The organism is Bradymonas sediminis (assembly GCF_003258315.1).
Lineage (GTDB): Bacteria > Myxococcota_A > Bradymonadia > Bradymonadales > Bradymonadaceae > Bradymonas > Bradymonas sediminis.
The window spans coordinates 978062-997324 of record NZ_CP030032.1; the positions used below are offsets into that span (position 1 = coordinate 978062).

The following is a 19263-nucleotide window of genomic DNA, read 5'->3' on the forward strand; positions in this document are numbered from 1 at the left end:
GGTGATTTGCTCGGATGAGGTTTGGTGACGCGGGGCGGGCCGGGGCGTTGCGAAACCCTGGCCTTTTGAGGCCCGTCCTGAGCTGGCAGATATCATCCGGACTTATCATAGTTGGGGAAGAAAGGTCGAGTGAGGGTGGGGTGATGAGCTCAATTTAATTGCTCAGGGCGCGGCGGGGCGGGCAACTCGGCGCGCGGGAAGTAGAGGCGAAACGTGGTTCCCTGTTGGGGCACGGAGTCGACATAGATGGCGCCGCCGAGCTGCTCGAGGATGCTGTACACAATCGCCAGCCCCAGCCCACTGCCGCCGGCCTTTGTTTTGGTGCTGAAGAAGGGATCGAAGATCTGGCTTTGGGTCTCGAAGGGGATTCCCTCTCCGTCATCGCAGACCTCAAGGACCAGGTATTCGCCGGCGCTCAGGCTGGGATGGGCGTTGAGGGCGCCCGGCTGGAGTTCAACCGCGCGGGTGCGGATCACGAACTCGCCGCCGTCGGGCATCGCGTCGAGGGCGTTGAGGGCGAGGTTGAGGAGAATCTGGTCCAACTTGCCCGGCGCGACCCGAATCGGGGCTGGCCCCTGGGCGAGCTCATAGTGAATCGAGAAGTTCTGGTCGAAATAGCCACTCAACATCGAGTCCGTATTTTGAAGGTGCTCGTTGAGGTCGATGACCTTGGCCGAGGACTCGCAGCCATAGTCGCTGAGCTGGCGGGTCAGGGTGACGCCGTTGGTGATCGCGGTGTCGATCTTATTGAGGAAGCCCAGGGCCTTGTCGCATTCTTCGCTCTCCAGGTCGGCGCGCAGCAGCCCGGCATAAGAGGCGAGGACCGTGAGGATATTATTAAAGTCGTGGGCGACGCTGCTGGCCAAAAGCCCCAGAGAGCGCATGCGCTCGGATTGCTCGATGCGCTGCTCGACTTCCTTTTGGCGGCTGATATCGACGCAGATCACCAGCGCGTAGATCGGGTTTTCGCGGCTCTTGGATGCCTGAGTTGGAGCGGCGACGATGAGCCCTTGGACCCAAATCAGCGAGCCATCTTGATGCATCAAGCGCGCCTCTGCCTTCGCATGTTCGCGATGCCCCTGAAAGACCTGCTCATAGGCCTGGTTGAGGCGTCCGAGATCGTCGGGAAAGACGATGTCTTGGGCCCGGCGCGCTTCGATTGGCTGGGGGGAATCGTAGCCCAGCAGGCGGCCAAACGCCGCGTTATGGTGCACAAGATCCTCGTGACGGCTGACGACCTTGAGTGGCATGGGGGAGTGTTGGAAATAATTCCAGAGGGTGTCGGCGCGCATGCGCTGGCCGATCGGGCTTTGGGCGAACCGGGGTTGGCCGGCGGAGGGCTGCGAAGGCGTTGGTGTCGGCATTAATTCGTCGCTTGTTTGTGGCAATAATTAGAGCTTAGGGCCGCGCACACCGTCGAGATTTGGGCGGTCGACTCGGGCGCGATGCGCGTACTTCTTATTTGTCCGATGTTCGCGAATCTCTGGTGGGCCAAATTTAGGCACTGCGGTGCAGCGTTCAAAGCCGCGGGCCCGGGCGTGGGGATGGGTTGTAGAGGCGATGTTATCGGTGGTATTCGCAGGGGCCGAGTTCTCGCACATGCGTCGGCGCGCCATGGGCCCGGGGCGCTGAGCGTTGCATCGATTTGTCTCCCACTGACGGTTTTTCCCGTGATAGATTTCCGATTCGTTATTCGCGCGTTACTTCTGGGTTTTTTCGCGGTCGTTGGCGTCGGGTTTTGGACGCCCGCGCAGGCGCACCAGACCGCGATGAGTACGCTCAACGTCGAGATTCGCCCGGACTCGCGCGAGGTCGACATGCTCTTGGCCGTGTCGGCCATCGATCTCGCCAGCTTTATGAAGCTCACCAAGCAGAGCGAAGGCGTCATCGAGCCCGCGCTGCGGGCGCAGCTCGAACCCCAATTCGCGGCGTACCTCAGCCCTAAATTACGCGCGCAGAATAACGGTGAGAATTGCCCGGCAAGCTCTGAGGGTTTTGTGCAACCCGACAAGCCTATGGCGGCGCTATTCTACCGAAAAACGCTCACCTGTGACGCTCCGCTTGGGGAAGTAACGCTGAGCAATCGGGTGCTGCTGGAGGAGCGTGAGGGCTATACCCATTATGGGCGAATTCAGCTGGGCGAGGATATTCACACCACCGTCTTTAACCCCGAGAACCCGAACTATACCGTCGAAGTGCTGGCCGACACCCAGGCGATGGCCGAGCAAAGTGTGTTTGAGGTGGTCTCCGATTTCATGTGGTTGGGCGTGCTTCATATCGTGCTGGGCCCGGACCACGTGCTCTTCGTGCTGTGCTTGCTCCTCGCGGCGGGGAGTTTTCGCCGACTGATAAAGGTCGTCACCTGCTTCACACTGGCGCACTCGATCACGTTGGTGATCAGCGCCCTCGATATATTTAGCATCGCGCCAAATATCGTCGAGCCGCTGATCGCGCTGTCGATTATCTGGGTGGCGGTTGAGATATTTATGGCCGAGCAGCGGAGTCTGGGCGCCGGGGAAGATTCGGCCAAGGCCACGGGTTTTAGCGACGCCTTCGTCGCGGGAAAGCACCTATTCTTGCTGACATTTGCCTTCGGGTTATTGCACGGCTTTGGCTTCTCCTATGTGCTGCGCGACGAGGTGAGCCTGCCCACCGGCGCCCTGGTGCCGGCGCTCTTCTCCTTTAACCTGGGCGTCGAGTTGGGGCAGATCGCGGTGGTTTGCGTGGCGTTTCCGCTGATTCTGTGGATGCGCAAGCAGCGCTGGGGCGGGCGCGGGGTGCAGGCGTTGAGCGCTGCGGTCCTTGCGGTGGCGCTCTTCTGGTTCGTGACGCGCATCTGAGCGGCGGGGTTTGGCGGGCGGCATCGGGCCTAATGCCCGACGCGCAGATGGGGTGCTTTGAGATCGAGGGGGGAGGCTGCTATACTTCCCCGTCGAGCGAACCATGCTGCATCGTGCGGTTTGCGTCCTGCTCGAGCGAAGAAATTCAGCTTAAGACGAGTATTTTGTGGTCTATAAGTCGTCAGAAAATAGGTTTCAGGCCGACACCAAAGGTGTTGGTGCGTCCGAGAACGATATGTCCGAAAAGAATAAATCCTGGGATATCGAGACGTTGGCTCAAGCGCTGATTGAGGACGATTCAGCCGGCAAGGCGTTTGTCGTGGAGGGGTTTAGCGCGGCGCAGATGCATCAGGCGGCCCCGTCTCTTCGGGCGGCGCTGGAGACCCATCAGCTCCCGCTATTCGTGCTCGACCCGACCGGGGCCGCCGCTGGCGGCAGCTCGTTTGTCGGAGTTCTGCTCGAGTATGTGCGCCTGGCCGAGCTGCGCGGGTGCCTGTCGGTGGACGCGCGTGACCTCTTCGAATTTATCACCTCGGCCGACAAGCCTACCGAGAGCGGTCTATTTCCGGTCATCGGCGGCAGCCTCTATAATGACACCCTCTGCCGATTGTGGGCCGCGCTGTCGCGCGATATGCCGGCCGCGCTCCTGGTGGTCAACGCCCGCCATTGCTCGCCGAGCGAGCTCAAAACTTTGCACCATCTGTCGAGCTTCTTCTTCACCGATCCCATCGAGCAGTTGGCCCCGGAGTTGGCGGCCGAAGATCGCGGGCGCGGGCGCCTGGTCTATTTGCGCGACAGCGCGGGGCTTCCAACCAAGCTGGGGCTTGAGTCGGCCATTGAGATCGACCTGACACAGGACGCCGAAGACGCGGTACGCGCGTTTTTGGCCGACCCCCAGGTGGTGCGGCGTTTTATTCAGTCGACCGGCGGTGACCCGAAGCACCTGGGCGACTTGCTCGAGAGTTTGCCCGGAGACGTCCAGAACTTTTGGCTCTATCGCTACGAGCGCCTCGACGCGCATTCGAGGTCGCTTGTCGAACTCTTAGCGGTTGCCAGCGAGCCGCTCTTGGTGGAGGCGGTGCACGACGCGATGGCGTTGATGCAGGCTTCCGAGTTTTTCGCGCGCACCCTTCGCCAGTTGACGAAGGGTGGCTTTGTGAGCCGAAAAATGGGCTCGGGCGTGGTGCAGATCTATATCTCGAACCCCGATTTTGCCCACGCCGTGGTCGACGCGATTGAGCTCAAAAAACGCCAGGCGATGCACCAGGCGCTGGCCGATGCGGTCCAGGCACGCGAGGACGGGGAATTCTCCGGGATTTTCTTGGCGCGTCATTATCTGGCCGCCGGCGACAAGGTTGCCGGGTTTGAGCACGGCAAGCGCGCGGTCAAGCATCTGATCGCGCGGCGCAGCTTCGAAGAGGCCAAGGACCTGCTTGATTCGCTTATCGGGGCCGCCTCGGATCCCGACGAGCGTCAGATCATCCTGTCTCAGTTGATCGAAGTGCATAGCGGCCTGGGCAATCCGCGCCAGGCGTTGGTGCATTGCGCAAGCCTGGCCGAATTGGTGGACACCCCGGCGACGACGCTGCGGTTAAAGTGCCAGATTGGGCGCCTGCTCATTCGGGTTAGCGAATATGACCAGGCGGCGAAACTCTTTGAGAAGGTGATCACCGAGACGAGCGACCCGGAGAAAGAGACTTATTTGGGAGAAGACTCTCAATTCTATAACCTCTGGGCCGAAGGGCAGCTGGGCAAGGGTGAGGCGCTATTTCTGCAGGGCAAGCATGACCAGGCAGAGGCGCACGCGCTCCGAGTGATTGAGAGGATTGAAGCGTGCGGAACGCTGTCGAGCGCGACCACGACCAATCAGTCCGCCGTTGAGATGGCCTTATTGCAGGCGCGCAACCTTAGCGGAAAGGTTGCCGTGATGCGCGGGGCGTGTGAGCGCGGGCGCGATTTATTCGAAAAGAATAGCGCGTTGGCCCAACAATTAGGTTGGGACGATGAGGTGGCGCGGGCGCAGGGTAACCTGGGGCTCATCGCCCTGCATGAGAGGAATTTCAACGACGCGCTGGAGCGCCTGGAGCGCTCTCGGCGCATGGCCCCCTCGCTGTCGGCGATCCGCCGAGCCCATATTTTCATCAACCTTGGCATCGTTCATCAGCGCAAGGCGAATTACGAGCAAGCGCTGCGCTTTTATTTGGACGGACTCCGCGCCTCTCGCCAGGAGAGCGACGACGCCGGGTATGCGTTGGCCGGCAATAACCTCATCACCCTCTATCAGGATATCGGGGCTTTCGAGCGCGCGCACTCGATCATCGAGCATCTTCAGGAGTTTGAGTCCGGCCAGAAAGACACCGGTTATCTGGGAGGGTTGCGTACGGTCGTAACCGCCAGCGTGCTATTTGATGAGCAACGCTATACCGAGGCCATCGACGTCTTCTCGCGCATGAGCAAATCGTCCGCCGAGCATATGACCTCGTGGCTGCCGGCGCTTGAGTTGAAGTTATACCTGGTCGAGGCGTACCTGAAGGTGGGCCAGGTAGCGCAGGCGCAGCAACTCGTGGATGAGTTCGAGTTTCCCGCCGAAGACACCTCGCAGTCGCAGCTGGTCGTGTTGCACGCGCTGGCGCGCGCCTGGTTGGCGCTCGAGCACGGAGAGAGCGAGCAGGCGCTGACCATTTGTCGGGGGATGGCCGATTTGGCCCGCTCGGCCGGGCATCGTCGGGACGCGTTGCGCATCTCCAGCGTGGTCGCGCGTGCGCTGAGCGATCTGGGGCGCACCGAGGAAGCGCGCGCGTTGTTGGAGCGAGAGCTTCAGTGGCTGCAGCAGAGCGCGCAGTGTGTGCCGCAAGCGCATCGTGGGGAGTTTGCCCGGGTGCCGATTCACCGCGACCTCGTGGAGCTTTTGCGCGAACTTGACGGCGAAATCCCCAGCGAGTTTCGTGTCTCAACGCGCGCCATCGCCGCCGATGAATTTGCGGCCGGTGGCGAGCGCGCGCCGGTGGACGTTGACGTGCAGAGCCCTGCGTTTCGTCAATGGCGAAGTCGCTACAAAGATATCGTCGGGGAGACGCCGCGGATTCACTCGCTCTTTCGTATCATCGACCGCGTGGCGGACAGCAACGCGTCGGTGCTGCTGCTGGGAGAATCCGGCACGGGTAAGGAGTTGATGGCGGCGGCGGTGCATGACCATAGCGCGCGCAAAGACGGCGCGTTCGTCAAGGTGAATTGCGCGGCTTTCGTCGATGACCTGCTGCTCAGCGAACTCTTCGGTCACGTCAAAGGCGCGTTTACCGGCGCGCTGAGCGACCGGGCAGGGCGCTTTGAGCTGGCCGACGGCGGCACCATCTTTCTCGACGAGGTTGGCGATATCTCGCCAAAAACCCAGGTCGCCCTGCTTCGCGTTCTGCAGGAGGGCTGCTTTGAGAAGGTCGGGTCGACCGAAACCCAAAAGGTCGACGCGCGACTGGTCTGCGCGACCAATAAGAATCTCGAAGAGATGGTCCAGCGCGGGGAGTTCCGCCTCGACCTGTATTATCGCCTCAAAGGTGTCGTCATGGAGTTGCCGCCGCTGCGTGAGCGGCGCGCGGATATTCCCAGGTTCGCCAACCACTTCGCCCATAGCTTCGCGCGCGGGCAACAGCCCAAGCGCTTCTCGCCGGATGTGCTGCGCTTTCTCGCCTCGTATAGCTGGCCTGGCAATATTCGGGAGCTGCAGAATTTTGTGGGCAGCGTGTTGCTCTTCGTCGAGGGCGATACCGTCGAGATGTCGCATGTCCATGAGTTTAGCGACTTCTTTGCCGGCGGTGAGGTGGATGCAGAATTGCCCGAGATCGACTATGATCTCGAATTAGACACGTATGACAATGTTGTGGAGGCATATCAGGACCCCGAAGAGGCTCTGGTCGAGCAGATCATCGCCGAGGGCCTGTCGTTGGCGAAGATCAAGACGCGTCTGGAGTCTGAGTCAATCCGGCGCGCGCTTATCGAGACGGGCGGCAACATCACTCGAGCGGCTGCGATGTTGCAGATGAAGCGGCCGCGTCTGAGTCAAATTGTAAACGGCACCGAAGATCTGTTAGCGTTGAAAAATGAACTTGTTGGATAAGGGAGCGGTGATGGCGCAGAATCAAGCAAAATATAGCTCGCAGTCTCGTGCGTTTCGCCGCGTATTCAGTCGCTCGGCGGTTTGTCTGTCGGTGCTGAGTCTTCTTGTGATCAGCTGCGGAGACGCGTCGATCGTGTCGGTCGATGGGTATCACGACCGCTCCCAGATGATCAGTCTGGTGCCGGAGTTCTCGCTCAACGGCGCCGAGGACATGCCGGAGACGGTTTATTTTAGCGAGCTCGGCCTATCGATCGCCGAGATCCGTCTGGAGCCGCTCGCCTCGTCTTCGGTGGATGTCGAGAAGAGCTCGATTATCTACAGCACCCGAAACGCGATTCGACTGGATTACGATGTGGGGCGCGGTGAGAACGTCATCTTTGGCGAACCGCTGGAGTTGCCCCATACGGGACGTTATCTGATCAGCGTGCGCCTTGAGCCGTCCGCGCGGGTTCAGACTTCGCCCGGTGGCGTCAACGAGGTGGTCGACCCGAGCTTTCGCGTCGAGGGTTTCGTCGCGACCGCCGACCCGACGCGCACCGACCGCGGCCGGCTTGACGAGAGTTCCGATGGGAGTCCCCGGCCGATCCCGCTCAACAAATTCGATAGCCCGGACGACCGTTGGACTCCGTTTCACTATGACAGCCGTCAGTCGGTCTTCATCTCTTTGAACGAAGTTGAGATAACCCGCGATAGCGAGTTCTTGTCATTCGAGTTCAATATGAATGAGTGGGCCGAAAGCCTCGCCGCGCCGCTGCGGGATGCCGTGCAAGATGATGACGGTGTGTCGGATTCAATCACGAACCCAAACGGTGTTGACGTGACCTCGCGCCTTGAGGATAGCGGGCATGGGGCCGAAACACTGCTGAACAACGCTCGGGTCCGTTCACTTGGCCAGCGTCACTGAGTTCGGAAGAGAAATCATAAGAAAGCGCCCCTCACTGAGGGGCGCTTTCTTTTTGCGGCGCTGATTTTTATTCGTCGGTGTGCAGGGCCGGGGTGATCGCGACGCGCAGGGCCGCGGTGAGTGACTCAAATATTCGGACCCATTCCTGCGTGGGCGCCTCCATCGACTCTTCAGCGCGTTGCTTTTGGGCCGGATATTTCTCGCGCAAAATTCGATAGCAGATATTCTGAGCTTCCCAGAAGTTGACCTCAAAGGGCAGCTCTCGGGCCATCGTGGCGATGCGCGCGAACGCCACGAGCGTCGAGAGATCTTCGGCGTCGCGTTCGAATTTGGTCGCCAGCGCCAGAAGCCGCGCGTTCGCCGCGAAGGCGAGTTTTTCTTTCTCCAATGAGATATGGGCGGTCTTTATCTCGGCGAGCAAGCTCTTTAGGCGCTGCGGGTTTGGCTCCGCCGCCTCGAATGCCTGAATAAGTTTACGGTTCAGGACGATCTCGGCGGCGCTTCGGAGCGCGTGAGGTTGCGGGATATCAAGGTCCGCCAGGAATCGTAGCAGCGGGGCGCGGCGGCGGTAGACTTGCTGATAGGCTGACTCCGCCTCTTGGATGGCGCTGCCGAGGATGGCCTCCATCACCTGATGTTGTTCATCGCGAAAGAGTGAGCGCAGCGAGAAGGAATTGCCGTCGAAGCTGCGATCGAGGAGGCGAACTAGTGCGGGCGTTTCGGCTCGTTCAAAGTAGACTTTGCTCTGGGAAATCAGCTCCTCGAGGTCATCCGTGCCGGCATAGGGGCGAATGCCGCCAGTGACATTGTGCCCGCCAAGGTGCAGGGCGGCGTAGACGAATTCGCCCGACTCAAGCGTGACCTCCGAGGTGATTTTGCAATGTCCAACGCGCAGGTGAATCTCGCCGGCTTCGTAGAGCTGTCGGGTGAGGTCTTCGACCTTATATGCGTAGATGCGTGTGGGTGTGTAATAGGTGTTGAAGAGTGAGCTGATCGCGTAGTGCGCGCCGACGCGCTCCAGGCCAATCGGCGGCGAGGGCACGCTCTTCTCATAGAGGTCGCGTCCGCTTCCGAACACTGCAATATTGCTCTTTGCCGCGTCGAGTCGCTTCAGGAATGCCGGGCCGATCGCGACATCAAAGAGTTCCTGGGCCAATTGCACGACGCGTCCGGCGTATTCGATTACCTGAAGCGTCTCGATGCCCGAGAGTTCGCTGAAAAACCACCCGCAGCTGGTGAACATCAGCATGGCGTGGCGCTGCATCTCGAGGAGCTTGAGCGCGCGGGTCTGCTGGCTTGGGCTGAGAGGCTTGGTCGCGTGCAGGGCGAAAAAACGCTCGAGGTTCTGAGCTGAGCGGTCGTTGATAATATCGATATAGTGGTCGCGCGCAGCCCAGGGGTTGCTCAAAAGTGCTTCGGCGTCGCGTTCATAAAGGAGCGCGACTTTGTCGCGCAGCCAATCAAGCGCCGCGCGAAGCGGCGCTCGCCACTGTTGGTTCCAATGTGGATCGCCGCCGGTATGACAGCCGCAATCGCGCTCCCAGCGGCCGATGCCGTGCGCGCAGCTCCAGGACGATTTTTCGCGAATCTCGACTTCCCAGCGGGGCGGATATTTGGCGAGGAATTGGGCGTAGTTGGTTAGCTCGACGTTGACGTCGCGCTCCAGGCGCCGCAACGCATACGCCAGCGCCATTTCTCCGTGGCGGTGGTGGTGCCCATAGGACTCGCCGTCCGTCGCGATATGGGCGAGTTCGGCGGCGCCGGGCTCGGAGCTAAAGCCGTTTGCCAGGCGGTCGGCGAATTGATCGCCGTGGTTTAATAGCTGCTCAAAAGCGATGCTGCGGGAGAGCGGGCCATCGTAGAAGAAGAGCGCGATTTCTCGGCCCGATGGTAGGCGTTGAAGATACGCCCGCCGCGTATCGATGATCGCACCCTCGACATCGCGCCACTCTGATTCGCCGTCGACAAAGGCGCTGCAATCGTTTTTGTCGGCGCTCGCTGCGGGTGTCCTCGCCGCGGGATGCCTTGAGGCGCCAAGGCTCGGGTTTGCGTTTTCACCCAGGGGACGAATACGCGCGGCCTGGTGTGGGGCGAGGAGCGTGAACTTGACTCCCTGCTCGGCCAGCGCCTCGAGCGTGGGGATATCGACCGCGGTCTCGGGCAGCCACATTCCCGCGGGGGCGCGTTTGAAGCGAGATTTGAAATCGCGGATGCCCCAGATGACCTGGGTTCGCTGATCGCGCGCGTTGGCCAGCGGCATAATCATATGATTATAGCATTGAGCCATCGCCGAGCCGTGACCGTCGAAGCGCTCGATGCTCTCCCGGTCGGCCGCCAAGACGGCTTGGTAGACCGTAGGGTGGTGGTCCTGAAGCCACATCAGTAGCGTGGGGCCGAAATTGAAGCTGATCTTGGAGTAATTGTTGACGATTTCGACGATCAAACCTTCGTCGGGAAAGCCATTCTCTCCCAGGATGCGCGCCCATGCATTGGTGGCGTAGCACTCCTCGGTGATGCGCTCATTCCAGTCGTGGTAGGGCTCGGCGGACGCCTGCATTTGGATCGCTTCGAGCCAGGGATTCTCGCGTGGAGGTTGATAAAAATGCCCGTGAATACAGATATAACGGCTCATCTTCTTTTTGACTCGTTTCATAGCAAATGACGCCTGCAATGGCCTAGGAATTCTCGCACTCGTCGAGATATTGCGCCAGTGAGTTCAGCGGCAATGCGAGCCAATCGGGGCGGTTATTGAGTTCGTAGCCAAGCTCGTAGACCATTTTTTCGACCTCGTAGGCGTTGAGCAGTTTCGCGCAGAGTTCCCGGGAGGCGGGGCGTAATTTTGAATCGCGTGTCGCGTCGAGATAGGCGTTTAGATAGGCGGTACGAACCTGCGCGAACCATGCGCTTCCCCAGTCCTGCAAGGGTGTGTCGCGGACCGAGGCGAGGTCCTGGTGCGAGTGATCCGAGAGGGCGAAGTGAGCAGCGTAGTGAAAGGAGCGAATCATACCGGCGACATCTCGCAGTGGTGAGCGGCGAATACGGCGCTCGCTGACCGGCCGCGCGGGCTCGCCCTCGAAGTCCGTGATGATGAAGTCCTTGCCGGTGTGGAGGACCTGGCCGAGGTGAAAGTCGCCGTGGGTTCGGATACGCATCGCGTCGATTCGCTCCGGCAGGAGATCGAGGGCTGGACGATGGAGCAGGTCGCGCGAGTCGAGCAGACGTTGGGCGACCGGGCGAAGCGCGTCGGGCAGTGTGTCGAGCTTCTTTCGAAGTTCGGCGAGGACGCGTCCGGTCAGGTTGCGCATCGATTGGTATTGGGAGCGCTGGTATAATTTCGAGAACCCTTCGCTGCCGAAATTCGGGTCGGCAGATGGCTGAGCGAGCGCGTGGTGAAGGTCGGCGGTGCGCTGGCCCAGCAGCCGCGCGGCGTCAGGGTAGCTGCCGATTAAATCATCAATATCTGTGGTGATATCGCCCTGAGGATACTCGCTTCGGTGCGCGCGGGTGACCACCCGGTCGTAGAAGCGATCGAGTTCGTCGAGGGTATAGGTCCAGGCGTCGCCTTCATTGGCAATAAACTCTTGCATGATCCCAAGGGTCTGAATCGGGTCCTTGCCCGTTCTATAGTCGAATTGCCCGGCGAGCTTGGGGGCGTGCTCGAAACCCTTGTCGGTAAGGTAGCGCCCGATCTCAGCGTCGAGATTTCCACCGGGCTCCAGCTTGCGAAAGAGCTTGAAGATAAGGCGGTCGCCATAAACGACCGACGTGTTGCTCTGCTCGGTTTGCATCACCTGAGGCTCGATGCTCTCGGCGGCTTCGAGGAGTTCCCAGAACTCATCGGAGCGCTCCGAGACGAGCGCGCCGTGTTGCCCTTGGCGCGGTTTTCCGCTGCGCAATATGTCGAAGAGCACGCGGGTGAATTCCGGGTCGACGATGGCATCGTAGAGCACACCCTCTTCGCCGATGGCGTCGAAGCGAAGGCGGGCTACGATCGGGTAGCTGCGCTGGATAGCCTGGGCCGCGTGGTCTCCCATCGCCAGCGCTAACGGGACGACGTAGACCTCCGTGTGATGATTCTCCGTTTCGACTTCGACCAGGCTTAAATAAACGAGGCGTTGGTCCAGCGCGATCGGGATGAGTTCTTGAAAGTTGACGTCTCGAATAAATGTTCCTTTCGAGGCGAACCAGCGCTGGCGGCGAAGGAAGTCAGCCATCGCCCCTTCGATGCGTGCCCGGGAGCGGCCGCTGAGCGCCTCTTCAAGGGATTTCACGCGGTAGAGGGTGACGTTTACGGGCTCGCTGCTCTCTTCCAGCGCCCAGCCCTGTTTGCTGTCTTCGTGCTCTTCGAGCGCAAACCAGTACACGCCGTGGGTGCCGAGGGTGAGGAAATAGGGCAGCTCCCCGATGGGCGGAAAAAGGGTGCGCCCAAATAGCTCGACGGGGACCATGCCTTGGAACTCGGATAGGTCGAGCTCGACATAATTTGGGGAGCGCGAAAGGTTGGCGATAATCAGGAGCTTTTCGCCCTCGTATTCGCGCAGGAACACCAGGACCTTTCGGTTATCGGGGCGCAGGATTCGCAGGGAGCCGCGCGCCAGCGCGGCGTGTCGCTTGCGCATCGCGAGCAGGCGCTTGGTCCACCAGAACAGCGAGCTTGGGTTTGCCTGTTGAACCTCGACGTTGATCGTCTCATAGCTATATTCGGGGTCGATAATCACCGGCAGATAGAGCTGTTGAGGGTTGGTGCGCGAGAAGCCTGCGTTGCGGTCGCCGCTCCATTGCATCGGGGTGCGCACGCCGTTTCGGTCGCCCAGGAAAATATTATCCCCCATGCCGATTTCGTCGCCATAATAGAGGACTGGCGTACCGGGCAACGCGAAGAGCAGGGCGTTCATCAATTCGATGCGGCGCCGGTCGTTATTCATCAGCGGGGCGAGGCGACGGCGAATCCCGAGATTAACCCGTGCGCGGGCTTCGCGGGCATAGGCGCGGTACATAAAGTCGCGCTCCTCGTCGGTGACCATCTCGAGGGTGAGTTCATCGTGATTTCGCAGGAAGACCGCCCACTGGCAGGTGTCGGGAATCTCCGGGGTCTGCTCCAAGATATCGACGATAGGAAAGCGGTCTTCCTGTTGTAGCGCGAGGAAGAGCCTGGGCATGACCGGAAAGTGATAATTCATATGGCATTCGTCGCCGTCGCCGAAATATTCGGCGGCGTCTTCGGGCCATTGATTCGCCTCGGCGAGCAACATGCGGTCTTCGAAATTTGCGTCAACGTGGGCGCGCAGTTGCTTTAGGAACGCGTGGGTCTCGGGCAGGTTCTCGCAATTGGTTCCCTCGCGTTCGTAGAGGTAGGGGACGGCGTCCAGGCGCATGCCGTCGACGCCCATCTCGAGCCAATAATCGAGCACCTCGAAGAGCGCCTTTTTGACCGCCGGGTTGTCGAAGTTAAGGTCGGGCTGGTGGCTATAGAAGCGATGCCAATAATAGGCTTTGGCGACCGGATCCCAGGCCCAATTTGAGTTCTCGAAATCCTGGAAGATAATCCGTGCTTCGGCGTAGGTATTCGGGTCATCGCTCCACACGTAGAAGTCGCGCTCCGGGCTCCCCACAGGGCTTTGGCGGGCGAGTTGGAACCAGGGGTGTTTATCCGAGGTGTGATTGACCACCAATTCGGTGATGACGCGGATGCCGCGCCGGTGGGCGGCGTCCAAAAACGCCTTGAAGTCTTCAAGGGTTCCGTAGTCAGGGTGGACGTTGCGATAGTCCGCGATATCATAGCCGTCATCGCGAAGCGGAGACGGGTAAAACGGCAGCAACCAGATGGCAGTGATGCCGAGGTCTTGCAGGTAGTCGAGCTTCTGCTTTAATCCGCAAAAATCCCCCACACCGTCGCCGTCACTATCATAGAAGGTGCGCACGTGGACTTCGTAGATTACCGCGTCTTTATACCATTGGGGGTCTTTTTCGAACGCCAATTTCCTGTCCTTGGATTAGGGTCTGAGAGACTAAAAATAATAATCGAAATCCTGCTCATTGCGCGGGCGCTCACCGATGCGAAAAATATGCACCGGACACCGTTGGGGCGTGAGTTCCACAAAGTTATGCCGTCCTCGCCAGATATAGCGCGCGTCATCGACCAGGTCGTGAATATGAAAATGGCGCTCCGGGTCGAGGCCAAGCGCCTCTAAGTCGAGCTCGACGGTGGCCGAGTGGGTGTGTGCGGCGCTGAGGTTCGCCACGACCAGAATAAAATTATCGTGCGCGTCGGAGCGCTTGCTAAACACGAAGATCGCGTCATTGTCCGCGCCGTGAATTGTGGTGTTTCGGTTCTGTTGAAGCGCGGAATTTTCGGCGCGAATACGGTTAAGCCGGCGGATGAAATCGGTGATATTCGGTGTCTGATTCAGATTCCATGTGCGCAATTGGTATTTCTCAGAGTCCAGGTATTCCTCGCTGCCTGGGTGGCGCGGGACGTGTTCCATCAGTTCGAAGGCGGGCCCGTAGATCCCGTAATTGGAACTCATCGTCGCGGCGAGGGCGGCGCGCAGCATAAAAGTCGCGCGTCGTCCATTTTGAAGCGTTTCGTGGAGGATGTCGGGGGTATTGGGCCAGAAATTCGGCCGCATAAAGTCAAGCATCTCCGGGCGCGTAACCTCGCGGAGGTACTCGCTGAGTTCGTGTTTGGAGTTGCGCCAGGTGAAATAGGTATAGGATTGGGAGAACCCCAGCTTCGCCAACCGGTGCATGACCGCCGGGCGAGCGAAGGCCTCTGACAGAAAAATGGTCTCCGGGTAGTTCGTTTTGATCGTGGGGATTAACCACTCCCAGAAATTAAACGGTTTGGTGTGCGGGTTATCGACGCGAAAGACGCGCACGCCGCAGTCGCACCAGAACGCAAAAATGCTGGCTAGCTCTGCCCAGAGAGCGCGCCAATCCTGGGTTTCGAAGTCAAAGGGGTAGATATCCTCGTATTTTTTGGGTGGATTTTCGGCGTATTGAATCGTTCCGTCGGGACGCTCCCGAAACCACTGCGGATGCTGGGCGACATAGGGATGATCCGGGGAGACCTGAAAGGCGATATCGAGAGCGATGTCGAGGTCGAGGTCGCGTGCATAGCCGACGAGTCCCTTAAAGTCTTCCAATGTTCCGAGGCGGGGGTGGACGGATTTGTGTCCGCCGGCAGCGCTCCCAATGGCCCAGGGGCTTCCGACGTCATCGGCGGTGGCTTTCGTCGCGTTATTTGCGCCCTTGCGATGGGTCTGCCCTATGGGGTGGATGGGTGGAAGGTAGACAATATTAAATCCGAGATCCGCGGCATAATCGAGCCGTTCTTTGCATTGCGAGAGCGTCGCGTGCTCGGGAGGCGTGCCTGCCGGCGGTGGGCCAGACACGGCCGGAGAGCGTGGAAATAACTCGTACCAGCTCGAGAAGCGTGCGCGAGTCGGTTCGACGTCGACCCGGAGTTCCGGCTGGTAGCGAGTGACGGCTCGGCGCTCGGCCCACTCACACATCAAATGGGCCAACGGGCGCTCTTGGGCGAGGTTTGCGCGTTGAGTTTGCGTGCGGTTTGCGCTCTCGAGTTGGACGGCATAGGCGGCGAGCGAGGCGGCAGATGCGGGGGCGTCGACCTGCTCGGCGTGGGCTTGGGCGGCTCGGACCATGGCGGCGCCGATGCGAAGGTCGACGTCGATATCTTGGTCCGCCTGAGCTCGTTTTCTCAGGTCTTCTCGCCAGGTTCTAAACGCGTCGACCCATCCGATGACCGTATAGTAGTAGATTCCCAATTTCGGCAGTCGAAAGCCGGCCTGCCAGTGATCCCAGCCCTCCTCATTCATCACAATGTGAGACCATTGTTGCTCGGTCCAGTGGCGCCATAGGAGCTCGCAGCGGGGCTGGTCGTGGCCGTCGCAAAACGCGCGGGCGCGAATCATAAGGGTGTCGTTGATGCAGCGTTTGAGCGCGAATCGGCCCGCGTCGACTGTCGGCTCAACCCGGTCGATGATGACGCGTGAGCGGTCCATTTTTGGCAACGCTATCGACGGATTTGTTGCATCCCGGGACCCGAATTGCGAATGATTTGAAGGGTTTAGTTGCATGGTTACCAGCGTGGAATCGGCCTAGAAATAGCAGTTATCAGTGCGGGCAAATGCCGCGACTGCTCTCCTACGTGCAACGACCCCGCGCAGGTAATGATGAGTGGGTACAAGCGTAGACACCGGGTAGAACCGGGCAAGTTACGAAGTGAAACTTTCCGGGCAATAGCGACTCAGGCGGCTTTCGTCGGGGGGATTAATCGGGTTTTGAGAGGAAAATTTCGCATCTTCTTGTCATTCGCTTCGTGATGTCTACGTTGACTTGCGAGGAAGAAAATTAGTTCGCGGTCTCTTTTTATAGCCGCGCAGAAATCCGCTTCGTTACGCTGTAGCAGTATAGAACCCGTCGCCAAAAATTAACTCGCTACAGGATGCATCGTGCCTTCAGAAAACCCGTTAGAACCATATAGTTACGTTTGCTCAAATGCCTCCTCAGAGATGCACGTCGAAGGTGCATCGGTGGGGGATATCATGCGCAAGGAATACGCCACGAAAGGTCTGGCGATTGTGTCGAATCGGCTGCCGACGATAGTGGAGTTCGAGGCGAGCACGAAAGCGTGGTCGGGCAAGCCGGGGTGTGGAGGGTTGGTGTCGGCGATGAACCCGATATTGGAGCGGCGCGGGGGGACCTGGGTGGGGTGGCCCGGGATGATCAATGAGGACGCGCGCGGCCATGAGTCGCGCCTGGATGAGTTGCTCGACGGCCTTGGACAGCAGGCCGGGTATGCGTTGGAGTCGGTGATGCTAAACGCCGAGCAGGTGCGTGATTATTATGGAGGGTTCGCCAACTCGGTGCTGTGGCCGCTATTCCACGGTTTTCCGAATCGCTGTGACTTTAACCCGCGCTATTGGAAGTCGTATTTGAAGGTCAATCGCCGCTTCGCCGCGACGTTGATGGACACGCTCGACGAGGACCAGCCGGTCTGGGTGCATGACTATCATCTGCTCGTAGTGGCCGAAATGTTGCGAAGCATGGGCTTCGAGGGGCGAATCGGATTTTTCTTGCATATCCCGTTTCCGGCGTTGGAGAATTTCATCAAGTTGCCGTGGCGCGCCGAGTTGATGCGTGCGTTGCTGGCCTTCGATCTCGTCGGGTTTCAGTCGGCGCGCGATGAGCGGAACTTCCTGGAATGTGTTGAGCGCCTTGTACCCCATGCGTCGATCTCGCGGGTCGCGTCGACCAGCACGGTCTTGCTAGAGGGCGAGGCAGCCCAAAGCGTGACGGTGGGCGTTTTCCCGATCAGCATTGATTTTGAGGACTTTGAAACCCGGGCGCGCTCGCCATCCGTGCTCCAGCATCTTGACGCCTTGCGGCGCGACTTTGGGGCCACGAAAATGTTTTTGGGGGTGGACCGGCTGGACTATACGAAGGGATTGGTTGAGCGCTTCCACGCGTTTGAATTGCTCTTAGAGGAGCATCCGGAGTTATGTGAGAGCGTTGTGCTCTTTCAATTGGTGGTTCCAAGTCGCGAAAATGTGCCCGAATATCAGGCGCTTAAGCGCGAGGTTGACCGCATCGTCGGGCGGATTAACGGCCGGTTTAGCTCGCCGAGCTGGCAGCCCATTCACTACCTCTATAATACGGTCAGCACCGAGGAGTTGACGGCTCTATATCGCTTCGCCTCTGTGGCGGTCGTGACGCCGCTTTGCGACGGGATGAACCTGGTGGCCAAGGAGTTTTGTGCCGCCCAGGTCGACGAGAGTGGGGTGCTGGTGTTGAGCGAATTTGCTGGCGCAGCCGATGAGTTTCATCGCGACGCACTGCTGGTAAATCCATACGACACGGTGGGGTGTGCGCAGGTTCTATATCGAGCTGTCATGATGGACCGGCAGGAGCGAAGAGAGCGTATTCAACGGCTTCGGGCGCGGGTGCAGACCCATCATGTCTTCAGGTGGGCGAATCAATTCGTCGAGAGTCTTCACGAGCCGAGCACTCTGTTGGAGGTCTCGGATACCGAGTATCTGCCGACCATCGACACCGGGGAGTTTGCGGCGAGTCTCTTCATTCCACCGGACCCATTTGGCGACGCGACGCGTCCCTCACTCTAGCAGGCTGAACGCGTGGTGTGCGGGGCGACCCCGAGGGGGAGTCGAGAGAATGCCCAGGGTTGGTTTGGACCGCCGGGGGGGCCCGGCGGCGCGCTATGCCTCAGGCTCCGGGCGGTAGAAATTTTTGCACGCCGGCGAGCATCAGGTCGTGAGATTTTTCGAGGCGGTGGTTGTCGTCCACCTCGATGATTTTGATGCCGTGTTTGGCGCACTTCTCGCGTACCGGTCCGATGGGAACGATATCATCCTGTCGGGCGTGGATGACGACCGCGTCTTCAGGCATGCGTTCGACCTTGTCGGAGGCTTCCTGGTAGAGGGCCGGGGCCATGAGGACCAGGCCGCGCACGCGCTCGGGGTTTCGCGAATAGAAGAGGGAGGCGAGCAGTCCGCCGTAGGATGAGCCCACGATGACCAGGTTTCGCAGGCCCTGGGTCTCACGCTCGATTTTGTCCAGGCGCTCCCAGACGTCCATCCCCTGAAAATCGGGGGAGAAGACTCGGTTGGACTCGCACAGGCGTTGGTATTTTGACCCGTGGGGACCCGACTCAAGTCCGTGGAAGAAATAGAGTAGTGGGTCGCCTTTCGACTCGCCGCTCGTTGAGCCCGACGCATTCATGGTGTCGACCAGGCGCTTCAGTTCGTTGGCAAGGTAGCCGGGTTTTTTGTGCAAGAAAATATTTGAGAGCACCCGATAATACCACAGGGAGCCCGCGCGCTTGGCGGTGAATCGCTCCCACAGAATGTCGCCCTCGACTTCTAGGTCCGCGACGATGGCCCGTGCGTTATAGACCTTGTCACACAGCGACACCAAAAGGGTGGGGGAGTCGGCGGGCAAGGCGTGGAGGTGATCCAAATAGGTCTGTTTGCGCGCGGCCCACGGCGGCTTCGGCAGAGTATCTGAGTCAGTACAACCTTCGACGATCTCGAGCACTCGCGGGCCGAATTTCTCGTCAATGTGCGCGCGAATTTCGGGCATCTCATCGACGCAATCCTCGATGCTGTCATGCAGCAGTCCGGCGATGACCTGGTCCTCATCACCGCCAAAACTGCCCACCAGTGAGGCCACGCCCATCAGGTGGTTGATATAGGGGACATCCTTTCCTTTTCTGGTTTGATTTCGGTGCAATTGGGCGGCGAAGGCGAGGGCAAGGTCGAAGCGGTTTGAATAGGCCATGCAGATTCTTCCTAGTTGATGGTGAGGCGAACTTAAAAACAGCAACCCTCAGTAGTTTCGATAGATCAATTGCTTACGATACTATTGTG

9 protein-coding genes are annotated in these 19263 nt (G+C 59.6%); 4 read left to right on the top strand and 5 right to left on the bottom strand.

Features of this window, described 5'->3' with window-relative positions:
- Nucleotides 1-149: 149 nt before the first annotated feature.
- On the bottom strand, nt 150-1364 hold the full coding sequence (locus tag DN745_RS03655) for a two-component system sensor histidine kinase NtrB (protein WP_111332284.1): 1215 nt from the start codon (nt 1362-1364) through the stop codon (nt 150-152).
- A 306-nt stretch (nt 1365-1670) separates the two neighbouring features.
- Here DN745_RS03655 and DN745_RS03660 point away from each other — a divergent pair, with 306 nt between their 5' ends.
- The 3 genes from DN745_RS03660 to DN745_RS03670 all read left to right on the top strand — a co-directional run bounded on the left by DN745_RS03660 (nt 1671) and on the right by DN745_RS03670 (nt 7855).
- Entirely contained in the window at nt 1671-2840 is a 1170-nt protein-coding gene (locus DN745_RS03660) for a HupE/UreJ family protein (RefSeq protein ID WP_162687431.1), read from the top strand.
- 235 nt (nt 2841-3075) lie between these two features.
- Nucleotides 3076-6951: a sigma 54-interacting transcriptional regulator gene (locus tag DN745_RS03665; protein WP_133621740.1), complete on the top strand. Its 3876-nt coding sequence runs from the start codon at nt 3076-3078 to the stop codon at nt 6949-6951.
- A gap of 10 nt (nt 6952-6961) precedes the next feature.
- Complete coding sequence (locus DN745_RS03670) at nt 6962-7855, top strand: hypothetical protein (protein ID WP_111332290.1); 894 nt, start codon at nt 6962-6964, stop codon at nt 7853-7855.
- A 67-nt stretch (nt 7856-7922) separates the two neighbouring features.
- Here the strand turns inward: DN745_RS03670 and DN745_RS03675 are convergent, their stop codons facing one another.
- Genes DN745_RS03675 through DN745_RS03685 form a run of 3 tightly spaced genes read right to left on the bottom strand, consistent with a single transcriptional unit; the run spans nt 7923 to nt 15879 of the window.
- Nucleotides 7923-10508, bottom strand: a complete 2586-nt coding sequence (locus DN745_RS03675; RefSeq protein ID WP_204355080.1) for a DUF3536 domain-containing protein — start codon at nt 10506-10508, stop codon at nt 7923-7925.
- 22 nt (nt 10509-10530) lie between these two features.
- A complete protein-coding gene (gene treS, locus DN745_RS03680; RefSeq protein ID WP_111332292.1) occupies nt 10531-13833 on the bottom strand; it encodes a maltose alpha-D-glucosyltransferase in 3303 nt (1100 codons plus the stop codon).
- A 30-nt stretch (nt 13834-13863) separates the two neighbouring features.
- Nucleotides 13864-15879 carry an alpha-1,4-glucan--maltose-1-phosphate maltosyltransferase gene (locus DN745_RS03685; RefSeq protein ID WP_111332294.1) on the bottom strand — a complete coding sequence of 672 codons (2016 nt, stop codon included), beginning with the start codon at nt 15877-15879 and terminating at the stop codon, nt 13864-13866.
- Between the two features lie 510 nt (nt 15880-16389).
- Between DN745_RS03685 and DN745_RS03690 the strand changes: the two genes are divergently transcribed.
- Nucleotides 16390-18000, top strand: coding sequence for an alpha,alpha-trehalose-phosphate synthase (UDP-forming) (locus DN745_RS03690; protein ID WP_204355081.1), 1611 nt, complete (start codon nt 16390-16392; stop codon nt 17998-18000).
- A 100-nt stretch (nt 18001-18100) separates the two neighbouring features.
- Here DN745_RS03690 and DN745_RS03695 read toward each other — a convergent pair whose 3' ends face one another.
- Nucleotides 18101-19174, bottom strand: coding sequence for an alpha/beta fold hydrolase (locus tag DN745_RS03695; RefSeq protein ID WP_111332296.1), 1074 nt, complete (start codon nt 19172-19174; stop codon nt 18101-18103).
- Nucleotides 19175-19263: the final 89 nt, after the last annotated feature.